Below are 18,297 nucleotides of genomic sequence, written 5' to 3'. Positions count from 1 at the left end.
CGCCCGGTGCCGGGCAGGCAGGCCACAGGTCTGCGGGCGGGGTCAGCTCGTGCGGGTGCGGGAGCTCTCCCGGGGATGGAGTTCGGTCTGCAGGACCAGGCGCGCGGTGGGGCGGGCGGGGTTGTCGATGCGGTCGGCCAGGAGCTGGGCGGCGGCGCGGCCCAGCTCGTACGTGGGCTGGCGGACCGTGCTCAGCCCGGGGCGGAACAGGCGGGCCCAGGGGATGTCGTCGAAGCCGATCACGCCGACCCGGTCGGGGATGGGCACGCCGCGCTCGGTCAGGCACTCCACGGCGCCCACGGTCATGAGGTTGTTGGCGGCGAAGATGGCGTCGATCTCCACGCCCTCGTCGAGCAGGGAGGCCATGGCGGAGTAGCCGCCCTCCTCGCGGAAGTCGGCGTGGCGGATCAGGGCGCGGTCCTGCGGCAGGCCGGCGGAGCGCAGCGCGCGCTGGTAGCCGCGCAACCGCTGCATGGCCGTGGACATGCGGCGCGGCCCGGTGATGCAGGCGATGCGCCGGTAGCCGGACTCCAGCAGGTGGCCGGTCGCCATCTCGGCGCCCTTCTCGTTGTCCACCATGACGGCGTCGACCTCGGTCTCGGCCAGCTCACGGTCGATCGTCACCACGGCGGTGCCCGCCGCGACCAGAGCGCTTATGTCGGTGTTGTCGTCCGCCGGGGAGATGATCACGCCGGCCATGTTGTCGGCCAGGGCGACCGCGATGTACTCGGCCTCCCTGGCCCGGTTCTCGTCGGTGTTGCACAGCACGACGGAGTAGCCGAACTGCCGGCCCCCGTCCTCCACGCCGCGCACGAGCGAGGTGAAGAACGGGTTGCCGACGTCGGAGATCAGCACCGCCCAGAGCGTCGTCTGCCTGCGCCGGAGATTGCGCGCCACGCCGTTGGGCCGGTATCCCAGCTCCCGGACCGCGGCGTGCACGCGTGCCGCCAGCTCCGGATTGACCGTGGAACGGCCGTTGAGCACGCGTGAGACGGTCGCGGCGGAGACCCCCGCATGCCGCGCGACATCTTGAATTTTGAGCAAACTCGTCCCATCTAGTGGCAGGCAAACCGCGGTAACTGATCCGGGCGGGATTCTAGCCCGCCTGGAAATCGATTACCTTACTGGGAGGGGAAGGGCAGCCGCTCCTCCACCGGCGCGAGCCCGAACGGCCTCGACGGCAGGGTCTGGTACCAGTACGCCACCGACGAGAAGTCGTCCGAGCGCTTGTTGGCGTGACCGTGCTCGATCGTCACCCGGATCGACTCGGTGAAGGTGACCGGGTCCTCGACGTGGAAGCGGTAGAGGGAGATCTCCCCGCTCCAGTTGTCCCCGCCCGGCAGGGTGATCCCGTGGTACGGCGCGTGGTACGTCTGCGTCGGGCACCAGGCGGTGTTGAAGTAGTCCTCGGTGCCGGTGCCGTGCAGCGACGGCGGGAACTGCTCGCCGTCGATGAAGATCATGTCGTCGCCCTCGCCGTACCAGTTCCAGTCGCTGGTCTCGCGCAGGTTCCGGATGTTGAGCACGCAGCCCACATAGTGGCCACGGCCCTCGGCCTCCAGGATGACGTAGTTGCCGTCGCCGGTGTCGTTGATGCCCTCGACCTGGTACTCGCGGTTGCTCTGGGAGCCCTGCTCGACGCCGTCCGTCGGGCGCTCGCGCCGCCACTGGGCGTGGAAGTAACCGAGGTCGTCAGCCGGGGAGTCGAACAACTCGTAGTCGATGTAGTAGTAGAAGAACACCGGCTCCTGCGACAGCTCGCTGATCAGCTCCACCTTCGCCCGGCTCGCGAACGGCATGTGGAACCACGAGTTGAAGCCCTTGCCGTCCTGCGGGCTCATCTGCAGCGGCGCGGAGACGAAGTTCGCCGTCTTCGCGTGGCCCATGCCGAAGAAGTCGCCGAGCGGCACCAGCACGCTGGGGTGCTCCTGGTCGTCCCAGGTGATCTTCAGGACGAGCCTGCGCAGGTAGTCGACGTCCACCGCGTCCGGCACGTCCTTCATCGGCAGCGCCACGGTGCACCAGATGTGGTTGATCGACCCGGGGCCCTCGATGTCCGCGAGGGTGACGGTGGTGCCGGCCTGGACGGTCAGCCGGTCCTCGTTGCCGCCCGTGCGGTCGTAGCTGCTGACGCGCTTGCGCCTGGAGGTGCGGAGGCGGGGCAGGTCGCGCAGGCTGCTGCCGTACTGGCCATAGGTCATGCCGTTCATATCCTTACTTCAGTCCGGAGGTCTTGATCGCCTCGACCAGCCGGCGCTGGCCGATCACGAAAGCGATCAGGGTGGGCACGGCCGCGACGACCGTCGCGGCCAGGATGTAGTTCCAGGCGGAGCCGTACTGGCCCTGGAGGGTGGCGATCCCGACCTGCACCATGCGCAGTTCGGGGTCTCGGGTGGCGGTCAGCGGCCAGAGGAAGGCGTTCCAGTTGGCCAGGAAGAAGAGCACGGCGAGGGAGGCGAGGATGGGCCGGCTGAGGGGCAGGACGACCTGCCACCAGCGCCGGAAATATCCGCATCCATCCAGGTCGGCGGCCTCCTCCAGCTCCCGTGGGATCGACAGGTAGTACTGCCGCAGCAGGAAGATCCCGAACGCGTGGAAGATCGCCGGCAGGATGAGCCCCGCGTACGTGTCCAGCAGCCCCAGCTCCTTGACCACCAGGAACAGCGGCACGAGGATCACCGGCAGCGACACCAGCAGCGTCGACACGATCACCGAGAAGATCACCTGCCGCCCGGGGAACCGCAGCCGGGCCAGCGCGTACGCCGCCATCGAGTGCAGCACGAGCGCGATCGCCGTGACCGCCACGGACACGATCGCGCTGTTCAGCATGTACCTGCCGATGGGCACCTGCGTGAGCACGTACAGGAGGTTGTCCAGGGTGATCCTGCTCGGCAGGGCCACCTGGAACAGCTCGTCGGCGGGCTTGAGCACCGCCACCAGCAGCCAGATCAGCGGCGCCACCGTGATGGTGGCCAGCACGTACCCGGTCAGCGCGCGCAGCTTGGTCGTCATTCGAACCGGCCCCCCTTCGTGGCGCCGAACATCAGCCCCGTCGCCACCACCAGGAACCCGACGACCACCGTGGTCAGGGCCGCCGCGTAGCCGTAGTTGTTGAAGGTGAAGGCCTGCTGGTAGATGTAGAACACCACCGTGGAGGTGCTGCCCGCCGGGCCGCCCTTGGTCAGCACGTACACCAGGTCGAAGGCCTGCAGGCCGGTCACCGCGCCGACGGTCGAGTTGACCAGCACGAAGAAGCTGGTCGGGCGCAGCAGCGGCCAGATCACGTGGCGGAAGCGCTGCCAGGCGGAGGCGCCGTCGACCCGCGCCGCCTCCTCGTACTCCTTCGGGATGTCCTTCAGCCCGCCCAGCAGGATCAGCATCTGGTAGCCCATCAGGAACCAGATGCTGATCGCCACCAGCGAGCCGAGCGCCAGCGCCGGGTTGCCCAGGAACGACACGTCCCCCAGCCCGAACGGCCGCAGCAGCGCGGGCACCGCGCCCTGCTTGTCCACCAGCAGGAACTGCCAGGCGATGCCCACCACGACGAGACTGATCACGTGCGGCAGGAAGAACAGCGTGCGCACCAGGCCGACGCCGGGGAAGTGGTCGCGCACGAGCAGGGCCAGGCCGAGGCTGATGACGAACCCGAGCGGCACGAACGTCACCATGTAGGTGAGCGTGACCTTGATGCTCTCCCAGAGCTGGGTGTCGTCGGCCATCTGCTTGAAGTTGTCCAGGCCGGCGAACGTGTAGCCGCCGAACCCGTCCGCGCTGAACAGCGAGAGGCCGAGCGCCAGAACCATCGGCAGGCCGACGAAGACGATCAGGCCGATCAGGTCGGGCGCCACGAAGGCGTACCCGGCCAGCGCCTCGCGCCTGCGGCGGCTCAACGCCCGGCCCCCGGCGTCCGGCGGCTTCCTGACCGCCGTGCCCGGGTCGACCAAAGTGGCCATTGCTTATCGCCTTTCTCCGTTGGGGGGTACGGCGCCCGCCCGCCGTACGGGCGGGGACGCCGGGACGACGCCGCGGTCACAACATGGGCGCACCCTTGTAGCCCTTCAGGAACGTGTCGATCTTCCCGGCGGCGTCGGCCGCGGCCTGCGCCGCGTCGACCCCGCCGAGCTGGGCGGCCTGGATGGCGTCCGAGACCGCCTTGTACACCTCGGGGGTGTAGCGCGGCTCGCCCCGCCCGCCGGGCACGATCCGCTCCATGAAGATCTTCAGCTCCGGCGTGTCGAACGCCCCCGCCGACTTGGCCGCCTCCTGGACGGACTTGCGGGCGGGCAGGTTCGTCTTGACGACCGTGTTCCACTGCCGGCCGCGCTCGACGCCCTCGGCGTCGGTCGCGCCCAGCGCCCAGGCGATGAACTTGGCCGCCGCCTCGGGGTTGGCGCCCTTGGCGTTCGCCACGAAGGCCCAGCCGCCGATGTCGGTCGTGTACGTGCCGCCGTCCGGCGTCGGCAGCGGGAAGACGCCGTACTTGTAGTCCTTCTTCTCCGTCGCCATCGCCGACACGGCCCAGATGCCGCTCTGCTGCATGGCCACGTACCCGCTGGCCAGGTTCGCCGGCAGGTTGCCCGCGCCGTCGCCCTGGGGCTTGCGCGGCGCGACCTTGCTGTTGACCGCGTCCTGCCACAGCTTCAGCGCGTTGTGCACGGCCGGCGCGTTGAAGCCCGCGCCGCCGTTCTCCGGCACCGCCGAGCCGCCGCCCATCCACATGAACGGGTACCAGGTGAAGTTCTGGTAGTAGCCGGGGATGGTCTCGAACAGCACGCCGAACCGCTCGCCGGTGGTGGTCTTGGCGGCCACGTCCAGCAGCTGGTCCCACGTCTTGGGGAGGTCACCCTCCGACAGCTTGGCCTGCTCGAACGCCTCGACGCTGTAGAACATCGCCAGCGGCTCGGCCTCCATGGGCAGGCCGTAGACCTTGCCGTCGACCATGCGGGTGCCCAGCACGCCCTTGTCGAAGTCGGCGATCTGCTCCGGCTTCATGTGCGGCGTGAGGTCGGCCAGCACGCCCCCGTTGTAGTAGCGGAGGAAGTCGCCCGGGCTGAGCAGGAAGATGTCCGGCCCCTCGCCCGCGGAGAACGCGGTCTGCAGCGCCGTGCCGGCCAGGTACTCCGACACCGGGAGGTAGTGCAGCTTGATCTTGACGTCGTTGTTGGCGTTCCAGGCCGCCACCAGATCGGTGAACCACTTGCTCTGGGCGTTCGCCTGCGGGTTGGGTCCGTAGAAGTTCCAGAACGTCAGCTCCTTCGCGGAGGAGCTGCCGCCGTTACCCCCGCCCCCACACGCTGACAGCAGCGGCGCCGCCATGGCCGAACCTAACACGACGGCTCCGCCACGCAGCAGCGAGCGGCGGGTCACCCTCTCGAAGGCCGACATAACCATCCTCCTGATGTTGAGAGCTCAGGGGCGAGCAATCGATTTCTCAAGAATGTAGGAGTCGGCATGGCCCAGGTCAAGAAGATGCTGTTACAGCTTGCTAAAGGCGGGAATCGATATCTCCGGTTGACCCGGACCAGCGGCCAGGCGCAGCCCGGCCGGGCCGTGGACGGCCGGCCTTCGCCGGCTCGACCAGTTTCAGCAGCGGCCCGCAGGCCACGGTCGTGATCACGGCCATCGCGACCATCAGCGAGTACAGCCGGCCGTCCAGCAGCCCGACCTGCAGCCCGATCGTGAGCAGCACCAGCTCGGTGAGCCCTCGGGTGTTCATCAGCGTGGCCAGGGCGAAGGACGAGCGCCGGTCCAGGCGGACCAGCCTGGCCGCGCCGTAGACGCCCGCCAGCTTGCCGCCCATCGCCACCAGCAGGATCAGCGCGAGCTCCAGCAGCCCGGAGGCGTCGAGCCCCGACAGATCCACCTTGAACCCGGCCACCACGAAGTAGACCGGTAACAGCAGCATGGCCAGTTGCCCCACGCGCACGTCCAGGTCCCTGCGCAGTTCCTCCTGGCGGGGCATGATCAGGCCGAACAGGAACGCCCCGAAGATGAAGTGCAGCCCGATCCACTCGGTCACGCCGCCCGACACGAGCACGCCGACCACCACGATGGCCAGCCGCGACGCGCCCCTGGCCCGCGCCAGCAGCCGCGTCATCAAGCGCGGCACGACGGTGGCCATGAGAGCCAGGTAGGGCAGGGCCAGGGCGAGCAGCCAGGGGTGCCCGCCCGCTCCGCGCCAGGCCAGGATGACCGCCAGCAGCGTCCAGGCGACCACGTCGCCGACCGCGGCCGAGGCCAGGGCCAGCCCGCCGACCCTGGTCCTGCCCAGGTTCCTGTCGGCGATGATCCTGGCCAGCACCGGGAAGGCGGTCACCGCCATCGCGGTGCCCATGAACAGGACGAACCCGGTCCCGCCCGGGTGCCCGCCGCTCAGCCAGAGTGCCAGCAGCGCGCCCAGGCCGAAGGGCACCACGACCGAGCCGATCGAGACGGACACCACGGCCCGGCCCTCGCGGCCGATGACCCGCCGGTCGAGCTCCAGCCCTACCAGGAACATGAACAACGCGACCCCGAGGTTGGCCAGGGCGCTGAGCATGGGCCGAATTCCGTCCGGGAACAGCGTGTCGGCGACCCAGCCGTGGAAGAACGTCGGGCCGATGAGAATGCCGGCGACGATCTCGCCGATGACCGCGGGCACGTCCAGGCGGCGGGCAAGGGCCCCGAGCAATTGGCTGACCACGAATATCAGCGCCAGGCCGAACAGCAGGGACACGACGTCTTCGGACTTCACCGATGGTCCTCCGGGGTCGGGCCTTTCGCGGTCTTACCACTGCCGATCGAAGCACAGGCCGATATAGGAACTCTCCATATGCGCTGGTTGCCATCCAGCGGCCCGCCGGCTTGCCCGCCGGACGCCTCCGTCTCGACGCGGTGCGTGCAACCCCTGCCCAACCTGGCCGGCGACTTCCGCTGCCACGTCCACGACACGCTGGGCGCTGCTGCTGCGCACCGGAGGCCTGGTGCGCGGAAGGTAGTGCGGCGTTTCCGCTCGTCCGGATTCGCCCGGCGCGATTCCCGCGAATGGGAGTGAATCATTCTGGCCGGCGAGCCGCGGCCTAAAATGTGATCATCCAGGCTTCGTCACCGTCGACAGCCGCCGGCCCCGGACAGAGGGAAACGATGTGGTGAGCCTTCGCGCGCACAAATTACCGGACCAGGCTTTCATGGCCCTGGCGGCGGGTGACGGAGGAACCGACGCCGTCCGGCATCTCATCGCGGCGGAGTACAGCAAGCACGTGCTGTTCGTGCGCGGCATCGTGGACGAGACCCGGCGGCTCGGGCATCCTGACGCCGCTTACGTCCGGCGCGCGTACGACCTTCTGGCGACCGCCCAGGAGCATGACCTTCCGGCGGCCGAGAGCGTTCTGCGCTATCCGTCGGTCGGCGTCTGGGCGCGCAAGGTGTTGTGGGCGTTGCGCGATTCGAGGAGATCCGCCAAGGAGCCGCTCGGCCTGGCCGCGGTCGCGGCCGCCGCCGCCATCAAGGCGGGGCTTGCCTTCTCCCTGGAGATCACGCCGGCGGACGGAACGATCACGCTGCCTTCGCTGGGCCAGATCCTGCTGCCGGGCCGGCCCGGCGCGGTCACCGTCCGGTCGGCGGGCGACGGCGAGGTCCGCGTGCTCGCCGGAGGGGCAGAGATCCATGTCCCCGCCAAGGACGGCGAGGTGTGGCGAGGGCTGCGTCCGCTGAGCGCCTCGGCCGACGACAGGACGATCTCCCTGCTCGTGGACGACCTCGACCCCTACCGCATGCCGGCCGCGCCCGTCGCCGGGCGGCTGACGGAGGCCGAGCACGAGGCCTGGCAGCAGGCGCTGACCGACGCGTGGCTGCTGCTCGTACGCCATCACGAGACCACCGCCACCGAGATCCTGGCGATCTTGCGTGTCCTGACCCCGTTGCGGCGCCCGGCCACGGGCGTCAGCAGCGCGACGTCGCGCGACGCCTTCGGCTGCGCCGCGATGTCCACGCCCCCTGACGGCCTGGCCATGGCCGCCACGCTCGCGCACGAGGTGCAGCACGCCAAGCTGTCGGGGCTCCTGGACATGATCGCGCTGACCCGGATCGACGACGGGCGCCGGTACTACGCCCCCTGGCGGGACGACCCCCGGCCGATCAGCGGCCTGTTGCAGGGCACGTACGCCTATCTGGGGGTCACCGCGTTCTGGCGGCGTCAGCGCCTGCACGGGGAAGGGGCCGACGCCGTCCACGCCCACACCAGGTTCGCCCGCTGGCGGACGGCCGCGCTCTCGACCGCGGACGTCCTGCTGCGGAGCGGGGCGCTCACCGCCCGCGGCGAAGAGTTCGTCACGGAGATGCGCCGGACGCTGCGCGCGTGGGCGGACGAGCCCGTCCCGCCGCAGGCCCTGGCCGATGCCGACCGCGAGGCGGAGGAGCATCGGCGGGCCTGGCGCGAGCGCAACCCGCACGTGCCGGGTTAGAGCGGTGGCGGGTCGAAGTCGAAGTCGAGCTGGCGGCCCTCCTTCGCGGCCCGCGTGTCGGCGTGGGCCATGCCCAGCGTCCGCGCGTAGCGGTTGAGGGCGTCCTCGATGAGCTTGTCGGCCGCGTCCTCGCCGCCCTCGGTGGCCCGCAGGCTCAGCGAGAGGTTGGCGGCGCAGCCGACGGTCATGGGGTGGTCCTCCCCCAGCACCTGCTGGCAGCGCTCGTAGGTGTCCTTGCCCAGCTCGACCGAGCCCTCGTGGTCTCCGAGGACGAACAGGTCGGTCGCGAGGTTGACGGCGATCGTCAGCGAGTAGTGGTGGTTCTTGCCGAGCTTGTCGACCAGGCCGCTGAAGGCCTGCTGGTTGAGGTCCCTGGCTCCGGCGGCGTCTCCCTGCACTCTGCGGAGCAGGGCCAGGTTGCCCAGGCAGCCGTAGTTGTAGGGGTGGGTCTCGCCGTACAGCTTCGGGTAGCGCTCCATGGTGTCGGCGGCGATCTCGTACGCCTCGCCCTCCCGGCCGACTGTGCGCAGGATGTTGGCCAGCGACATCGCCGCCGCCAGGGTGTCGGGCGCGTGCGGGCCGAAGAGCCGCTTCGACCGGTCGAACACCTCGTGCGCCAGCTCCAGGGACTCGTCGTAGGCACCGGAGCGACGCTGGGCGTTGGACAGGTCTCGCGCCGCGACTATGGTGATGCGGTTCTCCGCGCCCAGCTCCTGGCGGCCGAAGTCGTAGGCGTCCTCCCCGAGGAACCTGGCCTCCGCGTAGTCGCCGCACAGGCGGACGGCGCGGGCGAGGTTGGTCCACGACGACAGCACGTCGGACTTGTTGGAGCCCTCGCTCTCGCTCTGCAGCATGAACGTGCGCTGGTGCAGGTCTCTGGCGGCGCGGTAGTCGCTGTTGAGTGCGTGGTCGAGCGCCAGGTTGTTGAGGATGTTGAGCGTACGCGCGTGCTGCTCGCCGAAGGCGGACTGGTAGAGGCGCAGCGCGGCCTCGTCGTGGTTGCGCGCCTCGGCGAACTCGCCGGCGGCCCTGAGGTCGGAGCCGAAGCTGCTGAAGATCGCCAGCGCGTTGGCGTCCTCCATGCCGAGGACCCGCTGCGCCCGGTCGATCGCGTCGCGGTTGACGTCGTAGGCGGCCTTGAACTCTCCGGCCAGCCGCATGAGGTGGGCGAGCTGCCACTGTGCCATCAGCACGTCGGGGTCGTCGGGCCCGGAGTCCTCGATCCAGTTGCTCAGGAACAGGTCGACGAACCGCCTGGCCGAGCGCGGGTCGCCGGATCGCTGGAGGTAGCGCACCATGTTGACGGCGAACTCGCGGACCTCGCGCACGCGGGTGGTGGCCACCTCGGTGGGGATCACGTGCGGGACCAGCTCGTTGAACCGCGGCCACTTGCTCTCGTCTGAGGCGTCGGCGGGAGCGGCGCCGCCCAGCAGCAGGTGAACCTCCTCGCGGAAGGCCTTACGGTCCTCCGCTGTCAGCTCCTCCTGCAGCAGCGCCTGCACCAGCCGGTGGATCTGGATCGTCCTGTTGACCGGGTCGATCCGGCCGAGGGCGAAACGCCCCAGTACGCGCACGGCCTGCGTACGCAGGATCGGATGCCCGAGCAGGTCGCGCAGCCGGGGGCCCGCGGCCGCGGCGCCCCGGCGGAAGACGTCGAGCGGGATCGGCTCGGGGCCGAAGAAGGCACACGCCTGCAGCAGCAGGACCGCCTCGGGGAGCTGCTCCCGCAGCTTCGACACCGACAGCTGCCAGGCCGCGGTCATCGTCGCCGGGTATTCCGACGCCCGCACCTGGCCGAGAATCGCCGCGGGCTGCTCGCTGAGCAGTTCGAGGTACTCCTCGGCCGACATGCCGGTCTCCGCCTGGAGCGCGCCCGCCTGCTCCAGGGCCAGCGGCAGGTCGCCGAGCCGCTCCGCCAGGCGGACGGTGTCCTGCGGGCTCAGCGAGTCGGGGACGCGGCGGTTGAGGAACTGCATGCTCTCGGTCCGGCTGAAGACGTCGACCTCGAGGGTGTCGACCACGCCCTTCCAGCGCTGATTACGCGACGTAATAAGGACGTGTCCGGAATGCGGTGGAATATATGGAGTTATTTCGGCGGGTTCGTCCGCATTGTCGAAGATGAGTAGCCAACGCGAAAAAGGCTCGCCCAGGCGCAACGCCTCCAGAACGGCCGCCGCCGCCTCCTCGATGCCGACCGCCTTCGCCGACGGCAGGTTGAGGTGCGGGGCGAGCGGAGCCAGTGAGGACGGGATCAGCGACGGCTGGTCGGCGGGCACCCACCAGATGAGGTCGTATTCACCTCGGCAGCGGTAGGCGTACTCGATCGCCACCTGGGTTTTTCCGACACCACCGATGCCGTGCAGTGCCTGCGGCAGCACCGCGGTGACCCGTTTGCCCGCATCGTCCTTGAGTACCCGAAGCAGATCCTCACGGCCCGTAAAGTTCCGGTTCCGGGGAGGAATTTTCCCCCACACACGGGGCGCGGGCCCTGCGGCCTCTACGTTTGTCACGTGCCCGCCTCCGGATTTCGGCATTGACGCATGAGCATCATCCTACGCATCCATGAGGTTCTGCTAGGTACTTGACCACACCGGGACCTGACATCGGCCAAACAAGGCACATCTGCGTTAAGTTGCCGTGGCGGGACATATCGGACTTCCCGTTGCGGCCTTTAGGGGTGGCTGAAAGGGAGTCGACAAGTATCCCGCGGTCGTGTATGTGTAGGGGCGAGGGATGAGTGATCTATCCCCGGTGGATCGGGTAGCGCTGTTTCTCGCCGGAAATGCTAAATGTTGACGGTGGACGACCGACTGGACGAGGATCATGATGCGCGGGGACGCCTCCGACCCGGACGACCAACTGGCCGACGTTACCGACCTGAGCCTTCGCGACCTGGACGACGTCGAGGAGACGACGCTGGCGCGCGCGGTCCGGCTGGCCTTGGGCCCACCTGCTCGTGACGCCGAAGTCAGCGCCACCGCCCAGAGCCCGTGACCCCGGCTCTGGATCGCTGAGCACACGACCGCCCTCAATCACAGGTGATGCCAATGCGAGCAGCGTCAGTAAGCGGTCACCGTAGCCGAGGGCCCAGGCATGTCGCAATCGGCGCTGGTGAACGTGTCTCTGACCGCACGCACAGTCGGGCTCGGTACGGTGTCCTACTGTGACATCCGATATTCTGCCTGGCAGCGTGGATGGCGGCCCCTATGCGGGGCCTCGGCCCTTTGCTACGCGGGACGCCCATCGATTCTTCGGGCGTTCCCCGTCGGTCGCCTGGGTGGCCAAGGCGTGGCAGGAGCGAAAACTCACCATATTGTCCGGTTCGTCCGGCGTTGGGAAGACTTCACTGATTCAGGCCGGCGTCCTGCCGCAGTTGTCCGCCGGCCGTTTCGACATTCTGCCGATGGGCCGGGTCTTCGACGGCCTCGCCTTTCCGGTGGCGGCCTTGCCCGACCACAATCCGTACACATTCGCGTTGCTGCGAGCCTGGCGGCCCACGGAGCCGCCGACCCGGCTGGCCGGTCTCACCGTCAGCGATTTTCTCCGGCGCAGGAAATCGCGCACCGACTGGTACGGAAATCCCGTCGCGACATTGGCGGCCATTGACCAGTTTGAACAACTCTTTCAGGGAACGATCGGCACCGCCGAACAACGCGACGCCTTCGTCGCCGAGCTCGCGGAGGCGCTCGACGCCCATCATGAATTCCATTTGCTCATTTCCGTAAGAGACGAACATCTACCCGACGTGGTCTCCTACAGCCGGCTCATGCACGACGCGGTGACGGACCGATTCCGGCTCCAGCCCTTCACGCCGGAGGCCGCGCTCGACGCGGTTCGCGGGCCGGTCACCGGCTCCGGCCGGTTCTTCGCGGAGGGCGTCCCCGAGGAGATCGTGCGCGAGTTGCGCGCCGGCCCCGCCGGCACGGTCTACGACACCGTGGAGCCCGCCCTGCTCCAGGCGGCGTGCTTCCATTCCTGGCGCGCCCTGCCCGGCGACCACGGCGCGATCACCACCGAGGACCTCGCCGTGAACAGGGCGCTGGCCGAGTTCGTCGGCGAGGCCGTGCTGGAGACGGCGCACGAACATTCCGTGCCGGCCGAGGGCCTGCTGAGCTGGCTCCGGAGCACGTTCGGCGGCGGCGGCTCCACCGTCGAGGAGAGGTCGGGACAGGTCGCGGGCCTGTCGGCCGTCGTGGTCCGGGCGCTGCAGAGCCGCCACGTGCTCAAGGCGGAGTGGCGTTCGGGAGCGCGGCACTACCGGCTCCAGCACGAGCGCCTGGCAGGGCCGCTCCGCTCCGCCACTGTCCCCTCTCCTGAGGCCCCGACCGCCGAGGACAGTCTGCGGGCGGCCGAGTACGTGCTGTTCGAAGGCGACCTCGGCCGCGCCCACGCGCACGCCGAGAGCGTCATGTCCAGCCCCGGCGAGATCCGGTTGCAGGGACAGGCCGCCAGCCTGCTGGGGAACATCGCCTACGCGCAGGGCCGCCTGGCGGAGGCCGAGACCCACTATCGCAAGGCCGCCGTGTGCTTCGAGGTCGTCCAGGACAACGTCGCGGTCGGCTGGCTGTTCGCCGTCATCGGGCGCGTCCTCGCCATGCGCCGCGACTGGAAGCCCGCGCTGGACGCCTTCGAGGCGGCGTTGAAGCGCTGCCCCGACGACCCGCAGGTGCGCACCGAGCTCGGCAGGACGCTGTGGCTGCTGGGCCGCCCGCGGGCGGCGTTGTCCATGCTCAACGACGTGCTCGACCGCACGGGCGACCACACGGAGGCGCTGCGGGTGCGGGGCCAGGTGCTCGCCGATCTCGGCCAGGCCAGGGACGCGCTGCGCGACCTCGACCGGGTGCCCGACCGGCCATGGCACCAGCGGTCGCCGGCCATCCGCGCCGCGCGGGCCGTCGCCCTGGCGGGCGTGGGCTCCTTCGACGCCGCACGCGAGGAGAGCAGCCAGGCGGTGGAGGACGAACCCGCCAACGGCCCGGTCCTGCTGTACGCGGCCGAGGTCGCCAGCCTGACCGGCGACGGCAGGTCCGCCCAGGAGCTGGTCAGGCGCGCCCTGGCCGCCGACCAGCCCGAGCTCCCGCCCCATCAGCGCGAGCGCGCCCTTCTCGTCCAGCGGCTGCCCGAACGCTGAACGTCCGCCTGCGTGACCGGCTCGAGCTCCTTGGCCGGTGCCGCTTCGGGGGCCACGCTCGTACAGAGCTCATCCAGAATCCTGTCGAACTCCCGGAAGTCCGGAGCCGCCTTTACAAAGCCACCGAGATACTGCATTTCGGGGCCGTTCACATGCCCCATCTCCGTATTTTTCACGACTTCGGCCGCCAGTGCGCTGGCGGCGGTCGCCAGCGACCTCGCCAGCGTGGCCGACGGCTTGGGGAGGTACATGGCGAGCTGCGTGGCCTCCACGCCGACGGAGACCGCGTGCTGCTGGATCGTGAGCACCCTGATGTCCATGTCCCGCCACTGGCGCTGGCAGGTGATCTCCAGCTCGACGCGGAGGGTGGCGGCCGCGGCGAGCATCCGCTGGTGCGTCTCCTCGCGAGCCGTGAGACGCCGGTCCCGGTGCCGCTGCTCTTCCTGCGCGAGGTCGCGGCGGAGCGTGCTTCGATGGGATATCAGCACTCCGCCGATCCCGCCCAACAATGCCCCGCTGGTGGAGATCAGCGTCGTCCAGAATGCAGGATCGGGCATATCGCGATTCTTCCACCCGACGCACGGCTATGTGGCGCTTCTGCGCATTTAGTGCACCATCGGATGGCCTCGGTTATGGTCTCGGCAATTTCCAGGCCCAAGGACGGTTCCTCCCCCGTGAGGCAGCGCGCCCGTTGCCACGTAGTCGCCGATGCAGTAGCCCGCCGCCGTTGCCCTTCCACCGGGCGATGCAGCCGTCCGAGGTGCGCACGCCGACGAGGTCGCCGGCGGCGGGGGCGGAACGGTCGTCTGGGCCGGCGGCGGCTCCCACGGCGGGTTCTGCAGCTGGGGCGGGTTGGGGCTGGCGTGCAACCGTAAACAATCGTTTATGCGCACGCGTTTCTCCTCGCTTTCGACGACGCCATCAGGAGTAGCAGAATGACTGCGAAATGGGCCACGTTGTTCGACGTCGTTCAAAGGAGTCGTTTTACGCAAGGCGTTCAGGTATCAGCAGCCTTCCGGGACGGTCCGTACAGAACGACAGGGGTCCGCCGTCCTTCTGGGACGAGCGGCTGGCACACGGGGAAAACGGGGAGATGGAGCGGATGCGCATTCATTTCACGCGCGCTGACCTGGCACGCACCCACGTGGCGAGCGGACCCGACGTGATGTGGGAGGTGGTCGGCAGCCTGCAGGCGCTGCAGACCGGCTACGGGAAGCAGGCGTTCGGGCAGTGGCGCCGGCAGGCCCGCCACGACCTGCATCGCGCGGGCCTGGCGCGGCAGGTGCACGACCGGCTCTTCCCGGTCGCGCCGCACGCCGCCTACTACCCCGACCTGCTCACTCCCGTGGAGGGCGCGCTCGCCCTGGACGAGGCCCTGGACACGATCCTGAGCACGCCGAGGCGCCGATTGGGCACGGAGATCGGCCGCCTCAAGGGCGGCCCCGGCCAGGGCGCCTGGCTCGACGACCTGCGCACGGCCAGGAAGGCCGCGCTGGCCGAACTCGCCGCCACCCTGCGCGCCTACCACCGGCTCTCGGTCGAGCCGCACTGGCCGGCCGTACGCGCCTGCGTCGACAGCGATCTCGCCCGCCGCCACCAGGCCCTGCGCCAAGGCGGCGTGCACCGGCTGCTCGACAGCTTCCGCCCGATGATGCGCTGGAACTCCCCGGTGCTGGAGATCCCCGCCCATCCCTCCGGACGGGACGTCCACCTGGGCGGGCGCGGGCTCCTGCTGATCCCCTCCTATTTCACCCATCTGCATCCGAACACCATCTTCGACGCCGGACTCCCCCAGGTCATCACCTACCCGGCGCTGCACCCCGCCGCGACCACCGCCGGGCACGACGCCGCCCTGGACCGGCTGCTCGGCGACACCCGCGCCGCGGCGCTGCGTGCCGTGGCCGCCGGCGGCACGACCAGCGAGGTGGCCCGGCGGGTCGGGGTGTCACTACCGACGATCAGCCATCACACCGCCATCCTGCGGGACGCGGGTTTGATCATCAGCCGGCGGACCGCCACCAGGATCCTGCACACGCTGAGCCCGCTGGGGGAGGCACTGCTCCTCGCCGGCCACCCCCGGCGAGATCGCGGACGTGAGGATCGTTAGGGGGAATTCCGCCGGCGGTCACGCGAGGGAGTCGAGACGCTCGCGCCCCTTGTCCGTCAACGACGCCAGATGTACCCCTACGCCGAAGGTGGTGAAGCCCGATCTGGCCGCTTTCGTGAACTCTGCGACCACCACGTCGGACGGATACTGCTTGACCAGGACGTCATAGGCTTCGAATCCGTGGTCACGGACGGCGGCGAGGATCATGTCCGTGTTCAGCTCGGGGTTTCCCACGATCTTCCTCCAGCAGGTCGCCTTGCCCTCCAGAGTCCCACCGTCCGCCGAGACCTGCCATCCCCAAACGACTTGCTCAGTAGCCAGTCCCAGCTTCATGCCGCGGGACGCGTCGTGTGGCCGATGCCGCCGCGGCATCGGCCACACACCACGTTCACCTCTTACATGTCTTCACGAAGAAGACCGGGCCCCAGTTCACGATGGGCCTCCCGCCGGACGCGATGCGGCGAATCACCTTCTGGTTCCTGTCGAGGAGGTGCACCCGCAACGATCCGTGATTGTGCGTGTGGTAGCGCCCCTGGAAATCGAGGAGCCTGAACGTGCCGCACCTGAACATCTTGTACGCCCGGTACGTATTCCTGGGCGGATAGTACTGGATGGTGCAGAACGAGTCGCCGCAGTTGCCGCGCCTGTGAACCCATTTCCCCGCACGGATGAGACCCTGACGGGTGTGCGGGAAGTCCGCGTGCCGTACCTCCCCGCCTCTGATGGGCTGGACGTGGGGAGTGCGGACCGCCTGGTTCTGCTGGGCCGGCTGCGCCGCCGCCGAATGGGCGCCGGCCGACAGGACCGAGAGGAGGGCGGCAGTCGCCGTCGCTCCCCTCAGAATCGCTGTGCGCATTTAACGAACTCCTTTCTTGCTGGCTTACGAAGGTCCGGCATAGCCGCCGGCTGTTTTCCTTTTCCTCCGAAGAGAACTTTTCTCGGTGTCGCTCGTTCCCTACGACAGCCACCTTCGCGACCGCGAAAGGCGCCTTGCAAGAAAGCGCGTCGAGATGGGATGGTGGGATGGGTTTCCGGCTGCTACCTGCGCTCTTCGCCCACCAGGTGGGATGCGGGTGGGACACCGGAAACGGAGGTGATGAGCAGGTCGCATGGTCGTACGGGGGTAACGTGATGCGATCAAAGGAAAGCGAGCGGTTCGCCGCCCGGATAAGAGCACTGAAAGATCGCGCCGAGATCAGTTTCGAAGAGCTGGCCAGGCGCACCGGAGTCAGTAGTTCGAGCCTTCACCGCTACTGCTCGGGAACCAAGATTCCGACCGGCTACGGCGCGGTCCACACATTCGGGAAGGCCTGTGGCGCGAGTAACGAGGAACTGCGGGAACTTCATCGGCTGTGGGCACTCGCCGATGCGTCACGATCGTCATTAACCGCGCCCGGCGAAGGAGCAGCAAACGTCGCTGCTCATGAGGAAGTCGCGCCATCGCCGGCATCGGACGCGGACACGCTCGTATCATCACACCGCCGTCGCCGGCTGGCGCTCGGGACCGCGGCGGTCACCGCCCTGACAGTTGCGGCCGCGGTCGTGACCGTCTCGCTGAATTCCGCTGACGGGCCTGACGCGTCCGTGGTCTCGGGCTCCGGCGTGACCGCCCGCCTGCGGGTCTTCAATATCGAGGAACGCTGCAGGAAACGCAGCGACAGAGCCCCGGGCTGCAGTATCGGCCTGGCGATCGATCCACGGCTGAACTATGACGCCAAGAATGTGGTGAGCCACCGCGTGTGGCATGACGACGTGTTGAACGCCGACTGCATTCTCTACGACGGCGACGAGGTCACCGACGAGATCGGCACCAAGAGCACCCGCTGGTACCGGGTCCGGCTGGACGACGTACCTCGCGGACACGCCTGGTTGTCCGGTATACGCACCCGCGGCAATCCGGCACTGCCGACCTGCGCCCCATGATCTCGCCGAGCTGACCGTCAGCGCCGCTGAGCCGCGAGACCGTCGAGAACGACGGCGAGCTGCCGTTCGAACCTGCGGTCACCGTCGTCGCGGAGGTGCCCGGCGGCCTTGACCAGATCGGCGCCTTCGCCCAGCCACGCGTCGCGCCCGGCGAGCGAGTACCTGGCCGGTTCGGCGCCGTCGGACTGGCTGCGCTCCTGCTCCTCGATCACGAAGCCGACCACGAACGCGGTGACCAGGTCGACGGCGTCGTCCGCCTCGGCCAGTGAGAAGCCGGCCGCGGTCAAGCGCTCGAGCCAGGGCTCCTTCGCCTTCACCACGTCGGGGTCGGAGAAGCGGGTGCCGCTGAAGATGCGGGCTCCGTCTCGGTGGAGCAGGTACTCCGAGCGCAGGACGCGGGCGTAGGCGGCCACGTCGTCACGCCAGCCGGCGCCGGGAGCGATCGCCGAGAGGGCGTCGATGACGCGGCGCATGACGAACGTGCTCATCTCGTCGAGCAGTTCCTGCTTGTTGCGGACGTGCCAGTACAGCGCGGGGGCTCCCACGCCGAGCCGGGAGGCGAGCGCGCGGACGGTGAGAGCGTCCATGCCCTTCTCGTTGAGCAACTCGAGTGCCACCGCCACGATCCGCTCCCGCGTGATGCCCTTTGCCACGGTTGACACCTTAACAAAGTTCAGGCACGGTGGGTGACGGCA

The 18,297-nt window shown here is 69.0% G+C and carries 16 protein-coding genes; 5 read left to right on the top strand and 11 right to left on the bottom strand.

The window, feature by feature from the left end:
* Positions 1–42: 42 nt before the first annotated feature.
* The 6 genes from HD593_RS10025 to HD593_RS10000 form a co-directional block, all read right to left on the bottom strand.
* Complete coding sequence (locus HD593_RS10025; protein ID WP_185101905.1) at positions 43–1,044, bottom strand: LacI family DNA-binding transcriptional regulator; 1,002 nt, start codon at positions 1,042–1,044, stop codon at positions 43–45.
* A gap of 77 nt (positions 1,045–1,121) precedes the next feature.
* On the bottom strand, positions 1,122–2,201 hold the full coding sequence (locus HD593_RS10020) for a glycoside hydrolase family 172 protein (RefSeq protein ID WP_221524698.1): 1,080 nt from the start codon (positions 2,199–2,201) through the stop codon (positions 1,122–1,124).
* 13 nt (positions 2,202–2,214) lie between these two features.
* Positions 2,215–3,012, bottom strand: coding sequence for a carbohydrate ABC transporter permease (locus HD593_RS10015; protein WP_185101903.1), 798 nt, complete (start codon positions 3,010–3,012; stop codon positions 2,215–2,217).
* On the bottom strand, positions 3,009–3,953 hold the full coding sequence (locus tag HD593_RS10010) for a carbohydrate ABC transporter permease (protein WP_185101902.1): 945 nt from the start codon (positions 3,951–3,953) through the stop codon (positions 3,009–3,011). The genes HD593_RS10015 and HD593_RS10010 overlap by 4 nt, the downstream gene beginning before the upstream one ends.
* Before the next feature lie 76 nt (positions 3,954–4,029).
* Positions 4,030–5,385 (bottom strand): ABC transporter substrate-binding protein, encoded by a 1,356-nt coding sequence (locus HD593_RS10005; RefSeq protein WP_185101901.1) that lies wholly within the window; start codon positions 5,383–5,385, stop codon positions 4,030–4,032.
* Positions 5,386–5,485: 100 nt separating this feature from the next.
* Complete coding sequence (locus tag HD593_RS10000) at positions 5,486–6,733, bottom strand: cation:proton antiporter (RefSeq protein ID WP_185101900.1); 1,248 nt, start codon at positions 6,731–6,733, stop codon at positions 5,486–5,488.
* A 433-nt stretch (positions 6,734–7,166) separates the two neighbouring features.
* Between HD593_RS10000 and HD593_RS09995 the strand changes: the two genes are divergently transcribed.
* A complete protein-coding gene (locus tag HD593_RS09995; RefSeq protein WP_185101899.1) occupies positions 7,167–8,441 on the top strand; it encodes an HEXXH motif domain-containing protein in 1,275 nt (424 codons plus the stop codon).
* On the opposite strand, the gene fxsT is transcribed toward HD593_RS09995, so the two are convergent.
* Positions 8,438–10,975 carry an FxSxx-COOH system tetratricopeptide repeat protein gene (fxsT, locus tag HD593_RS09990; protein WP_185101898.1) on the bottom strand — a complete coding sequence of 846 codons (2,538 nt, stop codon included), beginning with the start codon at positions 10,973–10,975 and terminating at the stop codon, positions 8,438–8,440. The genes HD593_RS09995 and fxsT overlap by 4 nt on opposite strands.
* A gap of 289 nt (positions 10,976–11,264) precedes the next feature.
* Here fxsT and HD593_RS09985 point away from each other — a divergent pair, with 289 nt between their 5' ends.
* Together HD593_RS09985 and HD593_RS09975 are read left to right on the top strand one after the other, a co-directional pair.
* The gene (locus tag HD593_RS09985; RefSeq protein WP_185101897.1) at positions 11,265–11,435 is read left to right on the top strand and encodes a hypothetical protein; all 171 of its coding nucleotides are present in this window, start codon (positions 11,265–11,267) and stop codon (positions 11,433–11,435) included.
* 169 nt (positions 11,436–11,604) lie between these two features.
* Positions 11,605–13,572 carry an nSTAND1 domain-containing NTPase gene (locus tag HD593_RS09975; protein WP_341850702.1) on the top strand — a complete coding sequence of 656 codons (1,968 nt, stop codon included), beginning with the start codon at positions 11,605–11,607 and terminating at the stop codon, positions 13,570–13,572.
* On the opposite strand, the gene HD593_RS09970 is transcribed toward HD593_RS09975, so the two are convergent.
* Complete coding sequence (locus HD593_RS09970; RefSeq protein WP_185101894.1) at positions 13,527–14,129, bottom strand: hypothetical protein; 603 nt, start codon at positions 14,127–14,129, stop codon at positions 13,527–13,529. The two genes, HD593_RS09975 and HD593_RS09970, sit on opposite strands and share 46 nt — an antisense overlap.
* A gap of 545 nt (positions 14,130–14,674) precedes the next feature.
* Here HD593_RS09970 and HD593_RS09965 point away from each other — a divergent pair.
* Positions 14,675–15,679, top strand: coding sequence for an ArsR/SmtB family transcription factor (locus HD593_RS09965; protein WP_185101893.1), 1,005 nt, complete (start codon positions 14,675–14,677; stop codon positions 15,677–15,679).
* An 18-nt stretch (positions 15,680–15,697) separates the two neighbouring features.
* Here the strand turns inward: HD593_RS09965 and HD593_RS09960 are convergent, their stop codons facing one another.
* Entirely contained in the window at positions 15,698–16,012 is a 315-nt protein-coding gene (locus HD593_RS09960; protein ID WP_185101892.1) for a hypothetical protein, read from the bottom strand.
* Between the two features lie 55 nt (positions 16,013–16,067).
* Positions 16,068–16,535, bottom strand: a complete 468-nt coding sequence (locus HD593_RS09955) for a hypothetical protein (RefSeq protein WP_185101891.1) — start codon at positions 16,533–16,535, stop codon at positions 16,068–16,070.
* Between the two features lie 167 nt (positions 16,536–16,702).
* Between HD593_RS09955 and HD593_RS60255 the strand changes: the two genes are divergently transcribed.
* Positions 16,703–17,602, top strand: a complete 900-nt coding sequence (locus HD593_RS60255) for a helix-turn-helix domain-containing protein (protein WP_221524697.1) — start codon at positions 16,703–16,705, stop codon at positions 17,600–17,602.
* A 17-nt stretch (positions 17,603–17,619) separates the two neighbouring features.
* On the opposite strand, the gene HD593_RS09945 is transcribed toward HD593_RS60255, so the two are convergent.
* Positions 17,620–18,255: a TetR/AcrR family transcriptional regulator C-terminal domain-containing protein gene (locus tag HD593_RS09945; protein ID WP_185101890.1), complete on the bottom strand. Its 636-nt coding sequence runs from the start codon at positions 18,253–18,255 to the stop codon at positions 17,620–17,622.
* Positions 18,256–18,297: the final 42 nt, after the last annotated feature.

The sequence above is a fragment of the Nonomuraea rubra genome, assembly GCF_014207985.1.
Lineage (GTDB): Bacteria > Actinomycetota > Actinomycetes > Streptosporangiales > Streptosporangiaceae > Nonomuraea > Nonomuraea rubra.
This window is presented reverse-complemented; position numbering and strand designations above follow the sequence as displayed.

What these genes read in the sequence shown, in the direction of transcription:
- HD593_RS10020 (WP_221524698.1), bottom strand. Translation starts at nt 2,201, where the DNA reads ATGACCTATGGCCAGTACGGCAGCAGCCTGCGCGACCTGCCCCGCCTC.
- HD593_RS10015 (WP_185101903.1), bottom strand. Translation starts at nt 3,012, where the DNA reads ATGACGACCAAGCTGCGCGCGCTGACCGGGTACGTGCTGGCCACCATC.
- HD593_RS10010 (WP_185101902.1), bottom strand. Translation starts at nt 3,953, where the DNA reads ATGGCCACTTTGGTCGACCCGGGCACGGCGGTCAGGAAGCCGCCGGAC.
- HD593_RS10005 (WP_185101901.1), bottom strand. Translation starts at nt 5,385, where the DNA reads ATGTCGGCCTTCGAGAGGGTGACCCGCCGCTCGCTGCTGCGTGGCGGA.
- HD593_RS09995 (WP_185101899.1), top strand. Translation starts at nt 7,167, where the DNA reads ATGGCCCTGGCGGCGGGTGACGGAGGAACCGACGCCGTCCGGCATCTC.
- fxsT (WP_185101898.1), bottom strand. Translation starts at nt 10,975, where the DNA reads ATGCCGAAATCCGGAGGCGGGCACGTGACAAACGTAGAGGCCGCAGGG.
- HD593_RS09985 (WP_185101897.1), top strand. Translation starts at nt 11,265, where the DNA reads ATGATGCGCGGGGACGCCTCCGACCCGGACGACCAACTGGCCGACGTT.
- HD593_RS09970 (WP_185101894.1), bottom strand. Translation starts at nt 14,129, where the DNA reads ATGCCCGATCCTGCATTCTGGACGACGCTGATCTCCACCAGCGGGGCA.
- HD593_RS09965 (WP_185101893.1), top strand. Translation starts at nt 14,675, where the DNA reads ATGCGCATTCATTTCACGCGCGCTGACCTGGCACGCACCCACGTGGCG.
- HD593_RS09960 (WP_185101892.1), bottom strand. Translation starts at nt 16,012, where the DNA reads ATGAAGCTGGGACTGGCTACTGAGCAAGTCGTTTGGGGATGGCAGGTC.
- HD593_RS09955 (WP_185101891.1), bottom strand. Translation starts at nt 16,535, where the DNA reads ATGCGCACAGCGATTCTGAGGGGAGCGACGGCGACTGCCGCCCTCCTC.
- HD593_RS60255 (WP_221524697.1), top strand. Translation starts at nt 16,703, where the DNA reads ATGGGTTTCCGGCTGCTACCTGCGCTCTTCGCCCACCAGGTGGGATGC.